Raw genomic sequence first — 14804 nt, forward strand, 5'->3', positions numbered from 1 at the left:
GCTTCGGTCAGCGCAAAGGCGCGCGGCTGCGATCCGGAGTGAAGACGAGCGCGATCACAGCGATCAAACCCGCCACGAGCATGTAAAGCGCGGGGGCGGTGACCATGCCGGTCGCGGCGATGAGGCTCGTGGCGATCATCGGGGTGAGGCCTCCGAAGATGCCGAGGCCGATATTGAAGGCGACGGAATAGCCTGACAGCCGGTCGCGCTCGGGGAACATCTCCGCGAACAGGGCGGGGCCGGAGCCCAGCGGCACGGCCAACAGGAGGAAGGTCACGGCATGTGCTACGACCACGGGCAGCAATGCGCCGCCCGACACGAGCATCCATTCGTGCAGCGGCCATGCGACCAGCGCCAGCAGTCCGATCGCCAGAGCGATCCAGACCCGGCGCGGCACCCACCGGTCGCCCACGATCGCCGCCAGCGGCATCGCCGGGATCACGAGGACCGTCATCGCGGTGTTGATCAGCAGGGCCGTGTCCCGCGGCATCAATCCCTGACCCGACAGCCATTCCGGAAGATAGACGAAGGCGATGTAGTAGCAGGTGCCGTAACTGGCCGCGAAGGCCACCGCCAAAAGCGTTTCCCTGCGGTTCGTCGTGAAGGCTTCGAGCAGGGGCGATGTGTCGTCGCGCCCCGCCTGATGCTGCTGGAAATGCTCTGATGTGTGCAGGTTGCGGCGGATCAGGATCGCCACCGTGCCGAGGAGCGCGCCTCCGAGGAAGGGCAGGCGCCATGCCCAATCCGCGAGTGTCTGCGGATCGAAGAGGTTCGTTACGAGCGCCGCCGCCCCGACCCCCAGTAGCGAGCCCGACATGGAGCCGATATTGGCCCAGCTCCCTGTCAGGCCGCGTTTCTTCAGGGGTGCGGTTTCGACGAGATAGGTCGCCGAGGACGAGAACTCACCGCCGACCGACAGGCCCTGCAGCAGCCGCACCAGAACCAGAAGCGCCGGCGCCAGAACGCCGACCTGCGCATAGGTCGGCAATATGCCCAGAAACAGCGTCGGCATCGCCATCATCACGACCGAAATCTGCATCGTGCGTGCGCGCCCATAGCGGTCGCCGAACCACCCGAACACAGCCGCGCCAAGCGGACGCATCAGGAAACCGGCCGCGAAAATCCCGTAAGTCGCGATCAGGCCCGCGGTCGGGTCGTTGGACGGAAAGAAGACCGGGGCTATGACGCCTGCAAGATAGCCGTAGAGCGCGAAATCATACCATTCGACCACGTTGCCGATGAAACCGGCCATGATCCGATGCCGAAGCTCCGCCGGTTTGGGGGTGGTTTCGTCCGGTGTCATCGCCGAGCCTCGCGATTTTTCTGCTATCTCCGCGACATACGTAGCCTTTTCTTCGAGTTGGGCGCAAATCGCGACACCCGAAACCCAAATCGCAGGGCCATCTCCGCGCCCGGCGGTCTCACGACATCTGCGCTACCATGGTCAGATCGAGATCCAACGCCGCGACCAATCCTTCTGGCGTGAATTCGCGCGAGAAGCTGCCGCCAAGCGAGGTGGATACGGTAAGCCGGCAAAGCGACGTGCCGAACCCTTTGTTTTCGTCCTTGCCGGATCCCGCTTCGGTGATGCCAGGCTCTTTCCATGCGAGCCTGAAGCGCCCGTCCTCGATCTCCGCGCTAATCTCGACGCCGTGGCCGCTCTGCGACAGGCCCCCATATTTCACCGAATTCGTCGCGAGCTCGAAGAGAACGAGGGTCAGCGGCGTGATCGCAGCAGGGCGCACCTGAATATCCGGAAGCGAGGTCTGAACGCTCGCCCCTTCGCTGAAGGGTTTCAGGATCGTGCTGACGAGATAGGAGAGCGGCATGCCATCGGGTTGTTCACCCGAAGGGTCGTTCACGGTCATCGAGTTGAGCGACGCGATCGCGTGAAGGCGGCTGCGCATCTCGTTACTGAGTTGCTCTGCGCTGTCCGCCTGCCTGGCGGCCACGGCAATCAGGGACGCCGCCACGGCGAAGGCGTTGCCGACCCGGTGGCGCATCTCGGACAGGAGCAGTCTCTGCTGCTCCGCCAGTTGATGCTGCAAGGTGATGTCGCGCGCGATCTTCGACGCGCCGACGACTTGGCCATCGGCATCGCGCACGGGCGAGACGGTCAGAGACACCGGAACGGGGCTGCCGTCCTTGCGCTGGCGGATCGTTTCGTAATTGGCGATCCGCTCTCCGCGCCGCAGACGGGCGATGAAATCGACCTCCTCATCCATCCGGTCGTCGGGAAAGATGATCGTGATCGGCTGACCGATGGCTTCTTTGGCAGTGTAGCCGAACAGGTTTTCCGCGCCGCGATTCCAGCTCAGGATGATGCTGTTGAGGTCCTTGGTGACAATCGCATCTTCCGAGCCTTCCACAATCGCAGCCAAATGCTGTTGGATGCTTTCTGGTGAGTCCATGACTGGTCTGGCCTCCGTGCTCCTCGGGGGACACACATACTAAAAGGTGCATATCAAGTATAGCCCATCGCGGCCGGGTCGGGTGCGCGCGCGATGGCTTTGAAAAATCACGTCATTTCGCCGGGGTAAGCGGCGGCGCGCTCACGGTCGTTCCAGAACGAAATCCGGAACGATGCCGCAGGAGGAGATGGCCGCCTGCGCGTCTTCGCCGCCGAAGAAGCCATATCCCGCGATTAGGGCAGAGCGGATTCCGGTCGCCTGTGCGCCGAGAATGTCGGTGTGCAGGCTGTCGCCCACCATCAGCACGCGCGCGGGATCGACCGGACCGAGACGTGCGAAGGCGATGTCGTAGATATTGTTGAAAGGCTTGCCGTAGAACTCCGGCGCCACACCCGTCGCATCGGCGAGCCTATGCGCGAAGTGACCCGGCTCCTGCGAGAACCCGACCTCACGGGGCGCGACGATATCGGGATTGCCGACCCAGACCGGGCGCGGGTTGTCGCGGAGGGTCGCTTCGAGCAGGCTCTGCCGCTCTTCGGTCCAGTCCGCCGCGCCGATCAGCAGAAACCCTTCGGCCGCGTCATAGGCAGCACGGTCTTCGGCGAGCCATGTCACGTCGAACTGATCCAGCTCGTCATCGCTTGCCGTCTCGCTCGCCATCAGGCCCCATGCGCGGGAAGGGGTGGAGCGCAGCGCCGCGACAATGGCGGTGCGGCTGGTGACGACGTCCTCGGGCGCGAAGGCATAGCCGAGCCGCGTGTATTTCCGCATCAGGCCGTCATGCGGAACACCGGCAGCGTTCGACACGACCATCACCCGCTTGCCCGCCGCTTGCAGCGCCGCGACGCGCTCGGGCGTGCCTTCGATCGCCGTCTCGCCGATATTGAGCACGCCGAACGCATCGAGCAGGAAGACGTCGAACAGATCGGCAAGCTCCGAGAGGTCGCGCGCCATCTGGCTTTTCGTACCCGCGCTGGGGGAGGGCAGTCGGTGGCGCGCGCGTTCATAGGCTGCGAGCGCTTCCTGCGCGGTCATTGTCATCAGAAAATCGTCCCTTGCACCTTCGCCGATATCCGTTCGCTTACCACTCCTGCGGCAAGGATCACCAGCAGGTTCAGGCGTGCGGCGCGCTGGCATTCCTGCCCTTCTCAGAGGCGTCACTTCGCGAGCAACACCTCCACGGCGTTCTCGCGCAGCGCCTCTTTCAGATCGGCGGGCGGCGCGCGGTCCGCCACCACCGAGGCGAGCGCGCCTAGCGTGGCGGCGCGGGTGAAGCCGTGAATGCCGAATTTCGACCCGAGGATCAGCAGCATTCCGGCCTGCGCCTGCGCGAGCATCACGCGTTTGATCGCGGCGAAGCCCGGAATGGTCTCGGACACGCCCTCGATCGAGAGCGCCGTGGCCCCGATCACTGCGCGGTCGACGTGATGGCGCGACAGGAATTCGAGCGTCTCTTCGCCCACGACCGCCGATTCCGTCGGCAGGTAATTCCCCGGGGCAAGGATCACCTCCGCCCCCTCGCTACCGCCCAGAAGCATCGCGATGGGCAGGGAATTGGTGATGACGCGGCAGGGCGTGCCTGCCATGGCGAGAAACCGGGCCATCTGCTGCGTGGTGGAGCCGGAATCGATCATCAGCGTCTCGCCGGGGGCTACCTGTGCTGCGGCCATGCGCCCGATCCGCTCGCGTTCCTGAAACTGGTCGCGTTCGCGCTCGTCCAGCGTCGGATAGTGACCCGGATGGGGGCGCGAGGCCCCGCCATGCGCGCGGTCGATCAGCCCCTTCTCCTCAAGCGCATCGAAATCGCGCCGGATCGTTTCGGTCGAGACCCCGAACCGCGCCGCGAGTTCCGAGATGCGCAGGTGGGGGCGCAGCTTCAACTCGAACAGGATCTGCTCGCGCCGGTCGCGTTTGCGCAGTCGCTGTCCCTCTTGTTTCACGCTCGCATCCATCGCTTTTCCTGAAGGTGATAAAGCTCACCTAATTCTAAAATTGATGTGGCCTATGTCGCATAAATTCAAGAAAAATGTTGCGAAAACCACATTTTGATGCAGTTTAACGGGGTAGAACCGCGTGGCCGTGGAGGGCATCCGAAGCCGAACGCGGGATTTGGGAGAGCGCATGATCTATTTCCTGATCAATCTCGCGGGCGCGGTGGCGCTGCTGCTTTGGGCGGTTCGTTTGATCCGCACCGGGGTCGAGCGCGCCTTCATGGCCTCGCTGCGCCAGTTCCTGCGTCGCACGGCAGGCACGCGGATCAGTGCGATGGCGGCGGGGACGGGGGCGGCGATGCTGCTGCAAAGCTCGACCGCCGTCGCGATCCTGACTGCTGGTTTCGCCGCGAGCGGGACATTGGCTGCCGTGTCGGGTGTGGCGCTGGTGCTGGGCGCCGATCTGGGCTCGTCCATCGTGGCGCAGATCCTGCTCTCGCCGATCCATGTTCTCGTGCCCGCGCTCCTCGTGATCGGGGTGACGCTGTTTCTCAAATCAAAAGCCCGGCGACCGCGCCAAGCGGGGCGCATCTTCGTGGGGCTCGCGCTGGTCCTGCTCTCGCTGGGTCTGATCGGCGAGGCGACGGCGCCCCTGCGCGACAGCGAACTGGTAGACGCGGTGCTGACCCGGCTGGGCAGCGATCTCGTCTCGGCTTTCGTGCTCGGGGCTTTGTTGACATGGGCGATGCATTCCTCGATCGCGGCGGTCTTGATGTTCGTGACCTTCGCGGGCCAGGGCCTTTTGCCGGGGACGGGCGCTGCGGCGATGGTGCTGGGTGCGAACCTCGGCGGGGCGATCATCCCGGTGATGCTCACGCTGTCCGCCGATCCGATCCCGCGCCGCATCATGGTCTCGAATTTCGTCCTGCGCGGGGGCGGGGCCGCGCTGGTGCTTATCGGTCTGATGGCCTTCCCGCATGCGCTCGATTATCTGGGTGCGACGACGGCGCGGCAGGTCATCAACCTGCATCTGGTCTTCAACCTCGGCGTCGCGATCCTGTCGCTGCCGCTGATCCCTGGGGTGTTGCGCCTTGCCGAGGCGGTCGTGGTCGAGCGCAAGGACCTGTCGCCTTCCCGGATCACTGCGCTCGATGAAAAGGGGCTGGGGGACGCGGGCCATGCCCTTGGCAATGCCGCGCGCGAGTTGCTGCGCATGGGCGAGCAGGTCTTGGAGATGCTGCAGCCGGCGCTCGGACTTTTCGTTCGCTGGGATCCGGAGGTCGCCGGCCGCATCAAGCGCAACGAGAGCGAAGTCGACCGGATGCATTACGAGATCAAGCTTTATGTCGCGCGGCTCAATGAGACGCGGCTGAGCACCGAGCAATCCCGGCGCGCGATGGAGATCGCGATGGTGGCGAACCATCTCGAAGATGCGGGCGATCAGATTTCGACCAATCTCGTCGATCTCGCCCAGCGCATCCACGAACGCGGTCTGACTTTCTCGGAAGAGGGGCTGCGGGAGCTGACCGATTTCCACGACCGCGTCACCTCGAACACGCGTCTGGCTCTGAACGTCCTGATGTCGGGGGAGATCGACGATGCGCGCCAGCTCGTGGAGGAGAAAGACCGCACCCGCGCCGCCGAGGCCGATTTGCAGGCAGCCCACCTTGCCCGGCTGCGCGCGAATAACAGCGCCTCTATCGAGACCACGAATATCCATCAGGAAACCGTGCGCGCGCTGAAGCAGATCAACACGGACGTGACCTATGTCGCCTATCCGATCCTCGAACAGGCAGGCGATCTGCGCGCGACGCGCCTGACCGGGTGAACCAAGCGGATAGGGATGTGGGGACGTGGTTGCTGTCTGAGATCAGCTTGCCTGCCCCGAAAGCTGCAGCAGCTCCTCCCGAAGTCTGAGCGCGAGCGGCGAGAGCGGGCGGCGGCGCAGGCCCAGCAGGTAATAGGACGACACCCGAAATTCCTGCTGGGTGCGCAGAACCGCGAAGCCCGCGTTGACGGGCTCGCGGATAAGAAGCTGCGCGACCTCTTCCGAGACGGCGGCCACGGCGTCGCTTTGCGCGAGATAGGCGATGGTGAACAGCAGCGACGGGCTGTTCACGCAGTCGCGCGGCTCGGACAGGCCCAGCGCTGCGAAGGCCTCGAAGGTCGCCTCGCGGATTGGCGCGCCGCGCTGCTGCAGGATCCATTCGTAATCCCCCAGTTCGGTCATCGTGACGAAGGGCGAGCGGGCCAGCGGGTGATTTGCGCGCACGAGAAAGACGATTTTCTCGTCGCGCATCGGTGTGATGTCGAAAAGCTCGCTGTCGAACTCGGGCAGAACCCGGGCGAGGATGAAGTCCATCTCTCCCGCCGCGAGATAGCCCAACAGATCGCGTGACGGCAGAACCTCCACGGAGATATCTGTCTCCGGGGACGAGCGTTTGACGGCGCGGATGGCGGGCACGAGATAGCCCACCGCAGGGCCGGTCACCGCGCCGATCCGCACCCGCCCGGCATGGCCGCTGCGCAGCGCCTCGATGTCGGAGCCCATGCTCTCGAGTTCGCGCAGAACGGCCCTGGCGCGGCGCAACACGGCCAGCCCGATCTCTGTCGGCTCCATCCCCTTGGGCATCCGGTTGAACAGCGGCGCGTCGACCCGACGCTCCACCTCGGCCAGCATCCGGGACGCGGCCGGCTGCGTCATGGCGCAGCTTTCAGCGGCGAGCTGGAGTTGCCCGGACTCGGCTACCGCCCGGATCAGCCGCAGCTGCGCCGGTTTCAGCATCAGGTGAGAAAGGGGCATATCACTTTCGGTATGCAGATTGCGTTGAATGTAATTTTATCATCATGCTCCCACATTGCTAGTGTTTCTCCCACGCCCGGTATCGGGCTGCGCGAGGAGGACAGACGGGTCGCGCACCGTCACAGGGAGGACACCATGAAAATCAAAACCGCCGCCGCAGTGCTGGCGATCGGCACCGCTTTGCTCGGTTCCGGGGCTTGGGCCGAAACCGTAGGCATTTCGATGCCGACCAAATCGTCGGCTCGCTGGATCTCTGACGGCAACTCGATGGTCGAACAGTTCCAGGAAGCTGGCTACGACACTGACCTGCAATATGCGGAAGACGATATTCCGAACCAGCTCGCTCAGGTCGAGAACATGATCACCAAGGGCGTGGACGTTCTGGTGATCGCGGCGATCGACGGCACGACGCTGTCGAACGCACTGGCCAACGCGAAGGCCGCCGATATCAAGGTCATCGCGTACGACCGCCTGATCCGCGACACCCCGGATGTCGACTATTACGCGACCTTCGACAACTTCAAGGTTGGCGTGGAGCAGGCCAATTCGCTGGTGCAGGGGCTCAAGGAGCGTTTCCCCGACACCAAGCCGTGGAATGTCGAGCTGTTCGGCGGCTCGCCGGACGATAACAACGCCTATTTCTTCTATAACGGCGCGATGTCGGTGCTGCAGCCGCTCATCGACTCGGGCGATGTCGTGATCCCGTCGGGCCAGATGGGCATGGACACGGTCGGCACGCTGCGCTGGGACGGTGCCGTCGCACAGTCGCGCATGGATAACCTTCTTTCGGCCAATTACACCGACAAGCAGGTGCAGGGCGTGCTCTCACCCTATGACGGGCTGTCCATCGGCATCCTGTCCTCGCTCAAGGGCGTGGGCTATGGCTCGGGCGACATGAAGATGCCGATCGTCACCGGTCAGGACGCTGAAGTGCCGTCGGTGAAATCGATCCTCGCGGGCGAGCAGTACTCGACCATCTTCAAGGACACCCGCGAACTGGCGAAAGTCACCGTCGGCATGGTCAACGCGATGCTCAAGGGCGGCGAGCCCGAGATCAACGACACCGAGACCTATGACAACGGCGTCAAGGTGATCCCGTCCTACCTGCTCCAGCCGGTGCCGGTAGACAAATCGAACTGGGAAAAGGTTCTGATCGGCTCCGGTTACTACACCAAGGATCAGATCGAGTAAGCCGGGCCTCCCCGCCTTGCCACTCGCTGGTCGCCCTTCGGGGCGGCCAGTCCCCCAACTCGATTTGACGCCGGAGAGGTCGGATGACCACCCTTCTTGAAATGCGCAACATCACCAAGACCTTTCCTGGTGTGAAAGCGCTCGACGACGTCTCGATCGCGGTCCGTGACGGTGAAATCCACGCGATCTGCGGCGAGAACGGCGCGGGAAAATCGACCCTGATGAAAGTGCTCTCAGGCGTCTATCCCGCCGGCAGCTACGAGGGCGAGATCGTCTATGACGGCGCCGCTGCCGAATTCCGCGACATCCGCGACAGTGAAGATCGCGGCATCATCATCATTCACCAGGAACTGGCGCTCGTGCCGCTGCTGTCGATTGCCGAGAACATCTATCTGGGCAATGAACGCGCCCAGAGCGGCGTGATCAACTGGCAGGAAACCTTCCAGCAGACCGAAGGCCTGCTGAAGAAGGTCGGGCTGCGCGAGGCGCCGGGCACGCTGGTGGACAGCCTCGGCGTGGGCAAGCAGCAACTTGTCGAGATCGCGAAGGCGCTGTCGAAGAACGTGCGCCTCTTGATCCTCGACGAGCCGACCGCGGCGCTGTCGGAATCCGACAGTCAGGCGCTGCTGGATCTGCTGCTGGAGCTGAAGGCGCAGGGCGTCACCTCGATCATCATCAGCCACAAGCTGAACGAGGTGAAGCGCGTGGCCGACAGCGTGACCGTGATCCGCGACGGCGCCACGATCTCCACCATAGACGCGCGCGGTGGCGATCTCACCGAGGACCGCATCGTGCGCGACATGGTGGGCCGTGACATGGCGCATCGCTTCCCCGACCGGACCCGTCGTGCGGGCGAGGTGCTGTTCGAGCTGAAGAACTGGAACGTGCGCCACCCCGAACATCGCGACCGCCAGATGATCCGCGACCTGTCGATGCATGTGCGCGCTGGCGAGGTGGTCGGCATCGCCGGGCTGATGGGGTCGGGCCGCACGGAACTTGCCATGAGCGTCTTCGGACGCAGCTACGGGCGCGATATCTCGGGCGAGGTGCTGATCCACGGAAAGCCCGCCGATGTCTCGACCGTCGACCGCGCCATCGCGGCGGGGCTCGCCTATGTCACCGAGGACCGCAAGAGCCTCGGGCTGATCCTCGAAGAGACGATCCAGCGCAACACCAGCCTCGCCAATCTCGGCGCGGTGGCGAAGAACGGCGTCGTCGAGGACTTCCGCGAAACTGAAGTGGCCGAGAAATACCGCCGCGACCTGAATATCCGCACGCCCTCGGTCTTCCAGAAGGTGATGAACCTCTCGGGCGGCAACCAGCAGAAGGTCGTGCTCGCGAAATGGCTCTTTACCGAGCCGGAGGTGCTGATCCTCGACGAGCCGACGCGCGGCATCGATGTCGGCGCGAAATACGAAATCTACGGGATCATCAATGAACTGAGCGCGGCCGGGAAGGCCGTCATCATGATCTCTTCGGAGATGCCGGAACTTCTGGGCATGTCCGACCGGATCTACGTGATGAACGAGGGCAGCTTCGTGGGCGAGTTGAACGCCGACGAGGCGAGCCAGGAGCGCATCATGTCCTTGATCGTTAGGGAATAGGGAAAGTCATGGACCAGATCGAACAAGCAAATTCCGAGCCTTCGGGAGGCCTTGGGATCGGCGCCTACATCGCGCGCCACATCCGCGAATACGGACTGCTGTTTGCGTTGATCGCGATCATGCTGTTCTTCCAGATCGTCACGGGCGGCACGCTGCTCAAGCCGGTCAACATCACCAACCTGTTCCTGCAGAACAGCTACATCATCATCATGGCGCTGGGCATGTTGCTGGTGATCGTGGGGGGCAATATCGACCTCTCGGTCGGCTCGGTCATGGGCTTCATCGGGGCCTTTGCCGCGGTGCTGATCGTGTCGATGGACCTGCCGGTCGCGGTTGCGATCCCGGCGTGCCTCGTGATGGGCATGGCGATCGGCGCGGTGCAGGGCTATTTCGTGGCCTATTGGAAAATTCCGTCCTTCATCGTGACGCTGGCGGGGATGCTGGTATTCCGCGGGCTGTCGCTCTGGCTGCTCGAAGGCCAGTCGATCGGCCCCTTCCCGAAATCGTTCCAGGCACTGTCGACCGGGTTCATCGCCGACCCGTTCGGCGTGGGCCGTCCGAACATGCTGGCACTGGCGGTCGGTGTCGCGGCTGTGGTGCTGCTCGTGTGGCTGGGCCTGCGGGCGCGGTCCCGCGATGCGCGCTACGGGATTGAAGGCGAACCGCTTGGCCTCTTCGTGCTGCGCAATGCGATCGTCGCCGTGGCGCTTCTCTTCGTGACGTGGAAGCTCGCATGGTTCCGTGGCCTGCCGAACGTGCTGCTGTCGATGGTGATCCTGACAATCATCTATGTGTTCGTGACCGAACGCACCACGCTGGGCCGCCGGGTCTACGCAGTGGGCGGCAACTCCAAGGCGGCCAAGCTGTCGGGCATCCGCACCGAGCGGCTGACCTTCCTGACCTTCGTGAACATGGGCCTTCTGGCCGCGCTCGCCGGTCTCGTCTTCGCGGCACGCCTGAACACCGCCACGCCGAAAGCAGGCTTTGCGGTGGAGCTCGACGTGATCGCGGCCGTGTTCATCGGGGGCGCCTCCATGTCGGGCGGTTCCGGCAAGATCATCGGCGCGGTCGTCGGCGCCTTCATCATGGGCGTGATGAACAACGGGATGTCGATCCTCGGGATTGGCATCGATTACCAACAGGTCATCAAGGGACTCGTGCTGCTCGCCGCCGTCTTCTTCGATGTCTACAACAAGAACAAGGAAGCCTGAGATGTTGCTCTCGCAATTGACCCTTGCCGACGGATCGCGCGCCGTGGCCGTGCGCGACAACGGCCCCGCGCATCTGGTTCCGGGTGTCACCTCGACCCGCGATCTGGCGCTGGCCGCCATCGCCGCCGGGCACGATCTGGCTGCCGAGATCGCCGCGCGCGGGCAGGGGGACGAGGTGGACCTGGAGGCCGCCTATGCCGAGGGGCGGATGCTGGTGCCGCTCGATCATCCCGATGCCGCGCATCTGCATCTGACCGGGACGGGGCTGACCCATCTGGGCTCCGCCTCCACTCGCGATGCGATGCACACCAAGGTCACCGAGGAGATGACCGACAGCATGAAGATGTTCCGCATGGGGCTGGAGGGCGGAAAGCCCGCCGCTGGCTCGGTGGGTGTCCAGCCCGAGTGGTTCTACAAGGGCAACGGTCTGGCGGCAGTCGCGCCGGGCGCTGCGCTGACCTCGCCGAGCTTCGCGCTCGATGGCGGCGAGGAACCGGAGGTCGCGGGGCTTTACGTCATCGCGCCCGACGGGCAGCCGGTCCGCGTGGGCTTCGCGCTGGGCAACGAGTTCTCCGATCATGTGACCGAGCGCGGGAACTATCTGTGGCTTGCGCATTCAAAGCTGCGCCCGGCGAGCTTCGGCCCCGAGATGCTGGTGGGCGATCTGCCGGATAGCGTCGAGGGCACCAGCCGCATCCTGCGCGATGGCGAGGCGCTATGGGAAAAGCCGTTCCTGTCGGGCGAGGCGAACATGTCCCACTCCATCGCCAATCTCGAACATCACCACTTCAAATACGCGCCCTTCCGCGATCCGGGCGATGTGCATGTGCATTTCTTCGGCACCGCGACGCTCAGCTTCGCCGACGGCATCAGCGCTGCGCCGGGGGACGTGTTCGAGATCGAATGCCCACAGTTCGGTCTCGCGCTCCGCAATCCGCTCGTCCGCAATTCCGACGCGTCGGCCCCCGTGGCCGTCGCCAGCCTCTGAGGTCCGATATGGCTTTCACACCCGCCCCTTGGCCCCGCAAACTGCGCTCGCAGGAATGGTATGGCGGCAATACGCGCGACACGATCTATCACCGCGGCTGGATGAAGAACCAAGGCTATCCGCATGACCTGTTCGACGGGCGCCCGATCATCGGTATCCTCAACACATGGTCCGATTTGACGCCTTGCAACGGGCATCTGCGCGAGTTGGCCGAGAAGGTGAAGGCGGGCATCTGGGAGGCTGGTGGCTTCCCGGTCGAAGTGCCGGTCTTCTCGGCCTCGGAGAACACGTTCCGCCCGACTGCGATGATGTTTCGCAACCTCGCAGCGCTCGCGATCGAAGAGACGATCCGCGGCCAACCGATGGACGGCGCGGTGCTGCTGGTGGGCTGCGACAAGACCACGCCGTCGCTGATGATGGCGGCGGCGAGCTGCGATATTCCATCCATCGTCGTGACCGGCGGGCCGATGCTGAACGGCTATTTCCGGGGCGAGCGCGTGGGCTCGGGCACGCATCTGTGGAAATTCTCCGAGGCCGTGAAGGCGGGCGAGATGACGCAGGACGAATTCCTCGAAGCCGAGGCCTCGATGTCGCGATCCTCGGGCACCTGCAACACGATGGGCACGGCTTCGACGATGGCGAGCATGGCCGAGGCGCTCGGCATGGCGCTGTCGGGCAATGCCGCGATCCCGGCGGTGGACAGCCGCCGCCGCGTGATGGCGCAGCTTTCGGGTCGGCGCATCGTTCAGATGGTGAAGGACGATCTGAAACCCTCCGACATCATGACCAAGCAGGCTTTCGAGAACGCGATCCGCACCAATGGCGCGATCGGAGGCTCGACCAATGCGGTGGTGCATCTGCTCGCGCTGGCGGGGCGCGTCGGCGTGGATGTCACGCTCGACGACTGGGACCGCTGCGGGCGCGACGTGAAGACCATCGTGAACCTGATGCCGTCGGGGAAATACCTGATGGAAGAGTTCTTCTACGCAGGCGGTCTGCCGGTCGTGCTGAAACGTCTTGGCGAGGCGGGGCAGCTGCACAAGGATGCGCTGACCGTGTCCGGCGGGGCGATCTGGGACGAGGTCAAGGACGTCGTGAACTGGAACGAGGACGTGATCCTGCCCGCCGACAAGCCGCTGACCGATCAGGGCGGCATCGCGGTGGTGCGCGGCAATCTCGCGCCGAAAGGGGCGGTGCTCAAACCCTCTGCGGCGAGCCCGCATCTGCTGACCCATCGCGGTCGCGCGGTCGTCTTCGAGGACATCGACGACTATAAGGCGAAGATCAACGACGACGCGCTCGATATCGACGAGACCTGCGTGATGGTGCTGAAGAATTGCGGCCCCAAGGGCTATCCCGGCATGTCCGAGGTCGGAAACATGGGCTTGCCGCCGAAAGTGCTGAAGAAGGGCATCACCGATATGGTCCGCATCTCGGATGCGCGGATGTCAGGCACCGCTTACGGAACGGTGGTGCTGCATACCTCGCCCGAGGCGGCCGCCGGTGGCCCGCTCGCGGTCGTGCAGAACGGCGACATGATCGCGCTCGACGTGCCGAACCGGAGCCTGACGCTCGAAATCTCGGACGCGGAACTGGCCGAGCGCCTTGCCAAGTGGCAGCCGAGTCATGAGCGGCCGGACGGTGGCTACGCGTGGCTGCATCAGGCGCATGTGATGGGTGCCGATACCGGGGCGGATCTCGATTTCCTCGTCGGCTGCCGGGGCAACCCGGTCGGAAAGGACAGTCATTGATGAAACTCGCGCTCGTCGGCATCGGCAAGATCGCTCTGGATCAGCACGTGCCCGCAATCGCTGCCAGCTCCGATTGGGAACTGGCCGCGACGGTCTCGCGGCATGGGACGGTCGAGGGGGTGCCCGCCTATACGCAGATCGAGGAGATGCTCTCCGCCCATCCCGAGATTGAGGTGGTGAGCCTCTGCCTGCCGCCCGTGCCGCGCTTTCTGGCTGCGCGCGCAGCGCTTGAAGCCGGGCGGCACGTGATGCTCGAAAAGCCGCCCGGGGCCACCTTGGCCGAGGTGCATACGCTTGAGGCGATGGCCTCTGCGCGGGGCCTCACGCTGTTCGCGACATGGCATTCGCGCATGGCCCATGCGGTGGCCGCCGCCAAGGCGTGGCTGTCCGATCGCAAGGTTCAGTCGGGCCGGATCACATGGCGCGAGGATGTGCGCAAATGGCATCCCGGACAGGATTGGGTGTTCGAACCCGGCGGCATGGGCGTCTTCGATCCTGGCATCAATGCGCTTTCGATCCTAACCGAGATTCTACCCGCGCCGGTTCACCTGACCTCGGCGGAGCTGGAATTTCCCGCCAACCGACAGGCCCCCATCGCCGCGCGGCTGAATTTCACCGGCGAAATTTCCGCCGATTTCGACTGGCGGCAGGAAGGCCCGCAGACCTGGGATATCGCGCTGGAAACCGATGCCGGACCGATAGCGTTGCGGCTTGGCGGCAACGTTCTTGAGATCGGCGGCACGAAAGCCGAGGGTGCCGAGAGCATCATGGAAGAATACCCCGCACTCTATGCCCGCATGGCGGAGCTGGTGCGGCAAGGCGCATCCGACGTGGATCTCGCGCCGATGGTGCATGTGGCCGACGCGTTCCTGCTGGGCCGCCGCACCGCTGTTGAAGACTTCGAATTCTGAAGG

Annotated in this window: 12 protein-coding genes; 7 read left to right on the forward strand and 5 right to left on the reverse strand. The window is 64.3% G+C overall.

All coding sequences use genetic code 11. From position 1 onward, the window contains the following. Positions 1-7: 7 nt before the first annotated feature. The 4 genes from BMI89_RS05135 to BMI89_RS05150 all read right to left on the reverse strand — a co-directional run bounded on the left by BMI89_RS05135 (position 8) and on the right by BMI89_RS05150 (position 4363). Complete coding sequence (locus tag BMI89_RS05135) at positions 8-1303, reverse strand: MFS transporter (RefSeq protein WP_210402138.1); 1296 nt, start codon at positions 1301-1303, stop codon at positions 8-10. 118 nt (positions 1304-1421) lie between these two features. Further along, positions 1422-2411, reverse strand: coding sequence for a PAS domain S-box protein (locus BMI89_RS05140; RefSeq protein WP_078570075.1), 990 nt, complete (start codon positions 2409-2411; stop codon positions 1422-1424). Positions 2412-2552: 141 nt separating this feature from the next. Continuing rightward, positions 2553-3452 carry an HAD-IIA family hydrolase gene (locus BMI89_RS05145; RefSeq protein WP_246831970.1) on the reverse strand — a complete coding sequence of 300 codons (900 nt, stop codon included), beginning with the start codon at positions 3450-3452 and terminating at the stop codon, positions 2553-2555. 116 nt (positions 3453-3568) lie between these two features. Beyond that, the gene (locus tag BMI89_RS05150; RefSeq protein WP_078570077.1) at positions 3569-4363 is read right to left on the reverse strand and encodes a DeoR/GlpR family DNA-binding transcription regulator; all 795 of its coding nucleotides are present in this window, start codon (positions 4361-4363) and stop codon (positions 3569-3571) included. A 169-nt stretch (positions 4364-4532) separates the two neighbouring features. Between BMI89_RS05150 and BMI89_RS05155 the strand changes: the two genes are divergently transcribed. Next, positions 4533-6170: a Na/Pi cotransporter family protein gene (locus BMI89_RS05155; protein ID WP_078570078.1), complete on the forward strand. Its 1638-nt coding sequence runs from the start codon at positions 4533-4535 to the stop codon at positions 6168-6170. A 42-nt stretch (positions 6171-6212) separates the two neighbouring features. Here BMI89_RS05155 and BMI89_RS05160 read toward each other — a convergent pair whose 3' ends face one another. Further along, a complete protein-coding gene (locus BMI89_RS05160) occupies positions 6213-7145 on the reverse strand; it encodes a LysR family transcriptional regulator (protein ID WP_078570079.1) in 933 nt (310 codons plus the stop codon). A gap of 135 nt (positions 7146-7280) precedes the next feature. Between BMI89_RS05160 and chvE the strand changes: the two genes are divergently transcribed. From chvE to BMI89_RS05190, 6 genes are all read left to right on the forward strand, one after another. Next, entirely contained in the window at positions 7281-8336 is a 1056-nt protein-coding gene (chvE, locus tag BMI89_RS05165; protein ID WP_078570080.1) for a multiple monosaccharide ABC transporter substrate-binding protein, read from the forward strand. Between the two features lie 83 nt (positions 8337-8419). Further along, the gene (mmsA, locus tag BMI89_RS05170) at positions 8420-9940 is read left to right on the forward strand and encodes a multiple monosaccharide ABC transporter ATP-binding protein (protein ID WP_078520306.1); all 1521 of its coding nucleotides are present in this window, start codon (positions 8420-8422) and stop codon (positions 9938-9940) included. 8 nt (positions 9941-9948) lie between these two features. Further along, positions 9949-11151 (forward strand): multiple monosaccharide ABC transporter permease, encoded by a 1203-nt coding sequence (gene mmsB, locus BMI89_RS05175; protein ID WP_078520305.1) that lies wholly within the window; start codon positions 9949-9951, stop codon positions 11149-11151. Between the two features lies 1 nt (position 11152). Next, positions 11153-12139: an AraD1 family protein gene (araD1, locus tag BMI89_RS05180; RefSeq protein ID WP_078570081.1), complete on the forward strand. Its 987-nt coding sequence runs from the start codon at positions 11153-11155 to the stop codon at positions 12137-12139. A gap of 8 nt (positions 12140-12147) precedes the next feature. Continuing rightward, positions 12148-13890 (forward strand): L-arabinonate dehydratase, encoded by a 1743-nt coding sequence (gene araD, locus BMI89_RS05185; RefSeq protein ID WP_078570082.1) that lies wholly within the window; start codon positions 12148-12150, stop codon positions 13888-13890. After that, positions 13890-14801 carry a Gfo/Idh/MocA family oxidoreductase gene (locus tag BMI89_RS05190; RefSeq protein ID WP_078570083.1) on the forward strand — a complete coding sequence of 304 codons (912 nt, stop codon included), beginning with the start codon at positions 13890-13892 and terminating at the stop codon, positions 14799-14801. Before araD ends, BMI89_RS05190 begins: the two co-directional genes overlap by 1 nt. Positions 14802-14804 lie beyond the last annotated feature (3 nt).

The organism is Thioclava sp. F36-7 (genome assembly GCF_002020075.1).
Taxonomy (GTDB): Bacteria; Pseudomonadota; Alphaproteobacteria; order Rhodobacterales; family Rhodobacteraceae; genus Thioclava; species Thioclava sediminum.

Bases quoted from the DNA above. Each gene is read 5' to 3' on its own strand.
- BMI89_RS05135 (WP_210402138.1), bottom strand. From the start codon at position 1,303: ATGACACCGGACGAAACCACCCCCAAACCGGCGGAGCTTCGGCATCGG.
- BMI89_RS05140 (WP_078570075.1), bottom strand. From the start codon at position 2,411: ATGGACTCACCAGAAAGCATCCAACAGCATTTGGCTGCGATTGTGGAA.
- BMI89_RS05145 (WP_246831970.1), bottom strand. From the start codon at position 3,452: ATGACAATGACCGCGCAGGAAGCGCTCGCAGCCTATGAACGCGCGCGC.
- BMI89_RS05150 (WP_078570077.1), bottom strand. From the start codon at position 4,363: ATGGATGCGAGCGTGAAACAAGAGGGACAGCGACTGCGCAAACGCGAC.
- BMI89_RS05155 (WP_078570078.1), top strand. From the start codon at position 4,533: ATGATCTATTTCCTGATCAATCTCGCGGGCGCGGTGGCGCTGCTGCTT.
- BMI89_RS05160 (WP_078570079.1), bottom strand. From the start codon at position 7,145: ATGCCCCTTTCTCACCTGATGCTGAAACCGGCGCAGCTGCGGCTGATC.
- chvE (WP_078570080.1), top strand. From the start codon at position 7,281: ATGAAAATCAAAACCGCCGCCGCAGTGCTGGCGATCGGCACCGCTTTG.
- mmsA (WP_078520306.1), top strand. From the start codon at position 8,420: ATGACCACCCTTCTTGAAATGCGCAACATCACCAAGACCTTTCCTGGT.
- mmsB (WP_078520305.1), top strand. From the start codon at position 9,949: ATGGACCAGATCGAACAAGCAAATTCCGAGCCTTCGGGAGGCCTTGGG.
- araD1 (WP_078570081.1), top strand. From the start codon at position 11,153: ATGTTGCTCTCGCAATTGACCCTTGCCGACGGATCGCGCGCCGTGGCC.
- araD (WP_078570082.1), top strand. From the start codon at position 12,148: ATGGCTTTCACACCCGCCCCTTGGCCCCGCAAACTGCGCTCGCAGGAA.
- BMI89_RS05190 (WP_078570083.1), top strand. From the start codon at position 13,890: ATGAAACTCGCGCTCGTCGGCATCGGCAAGATCGCTCTGGATCAGCAC.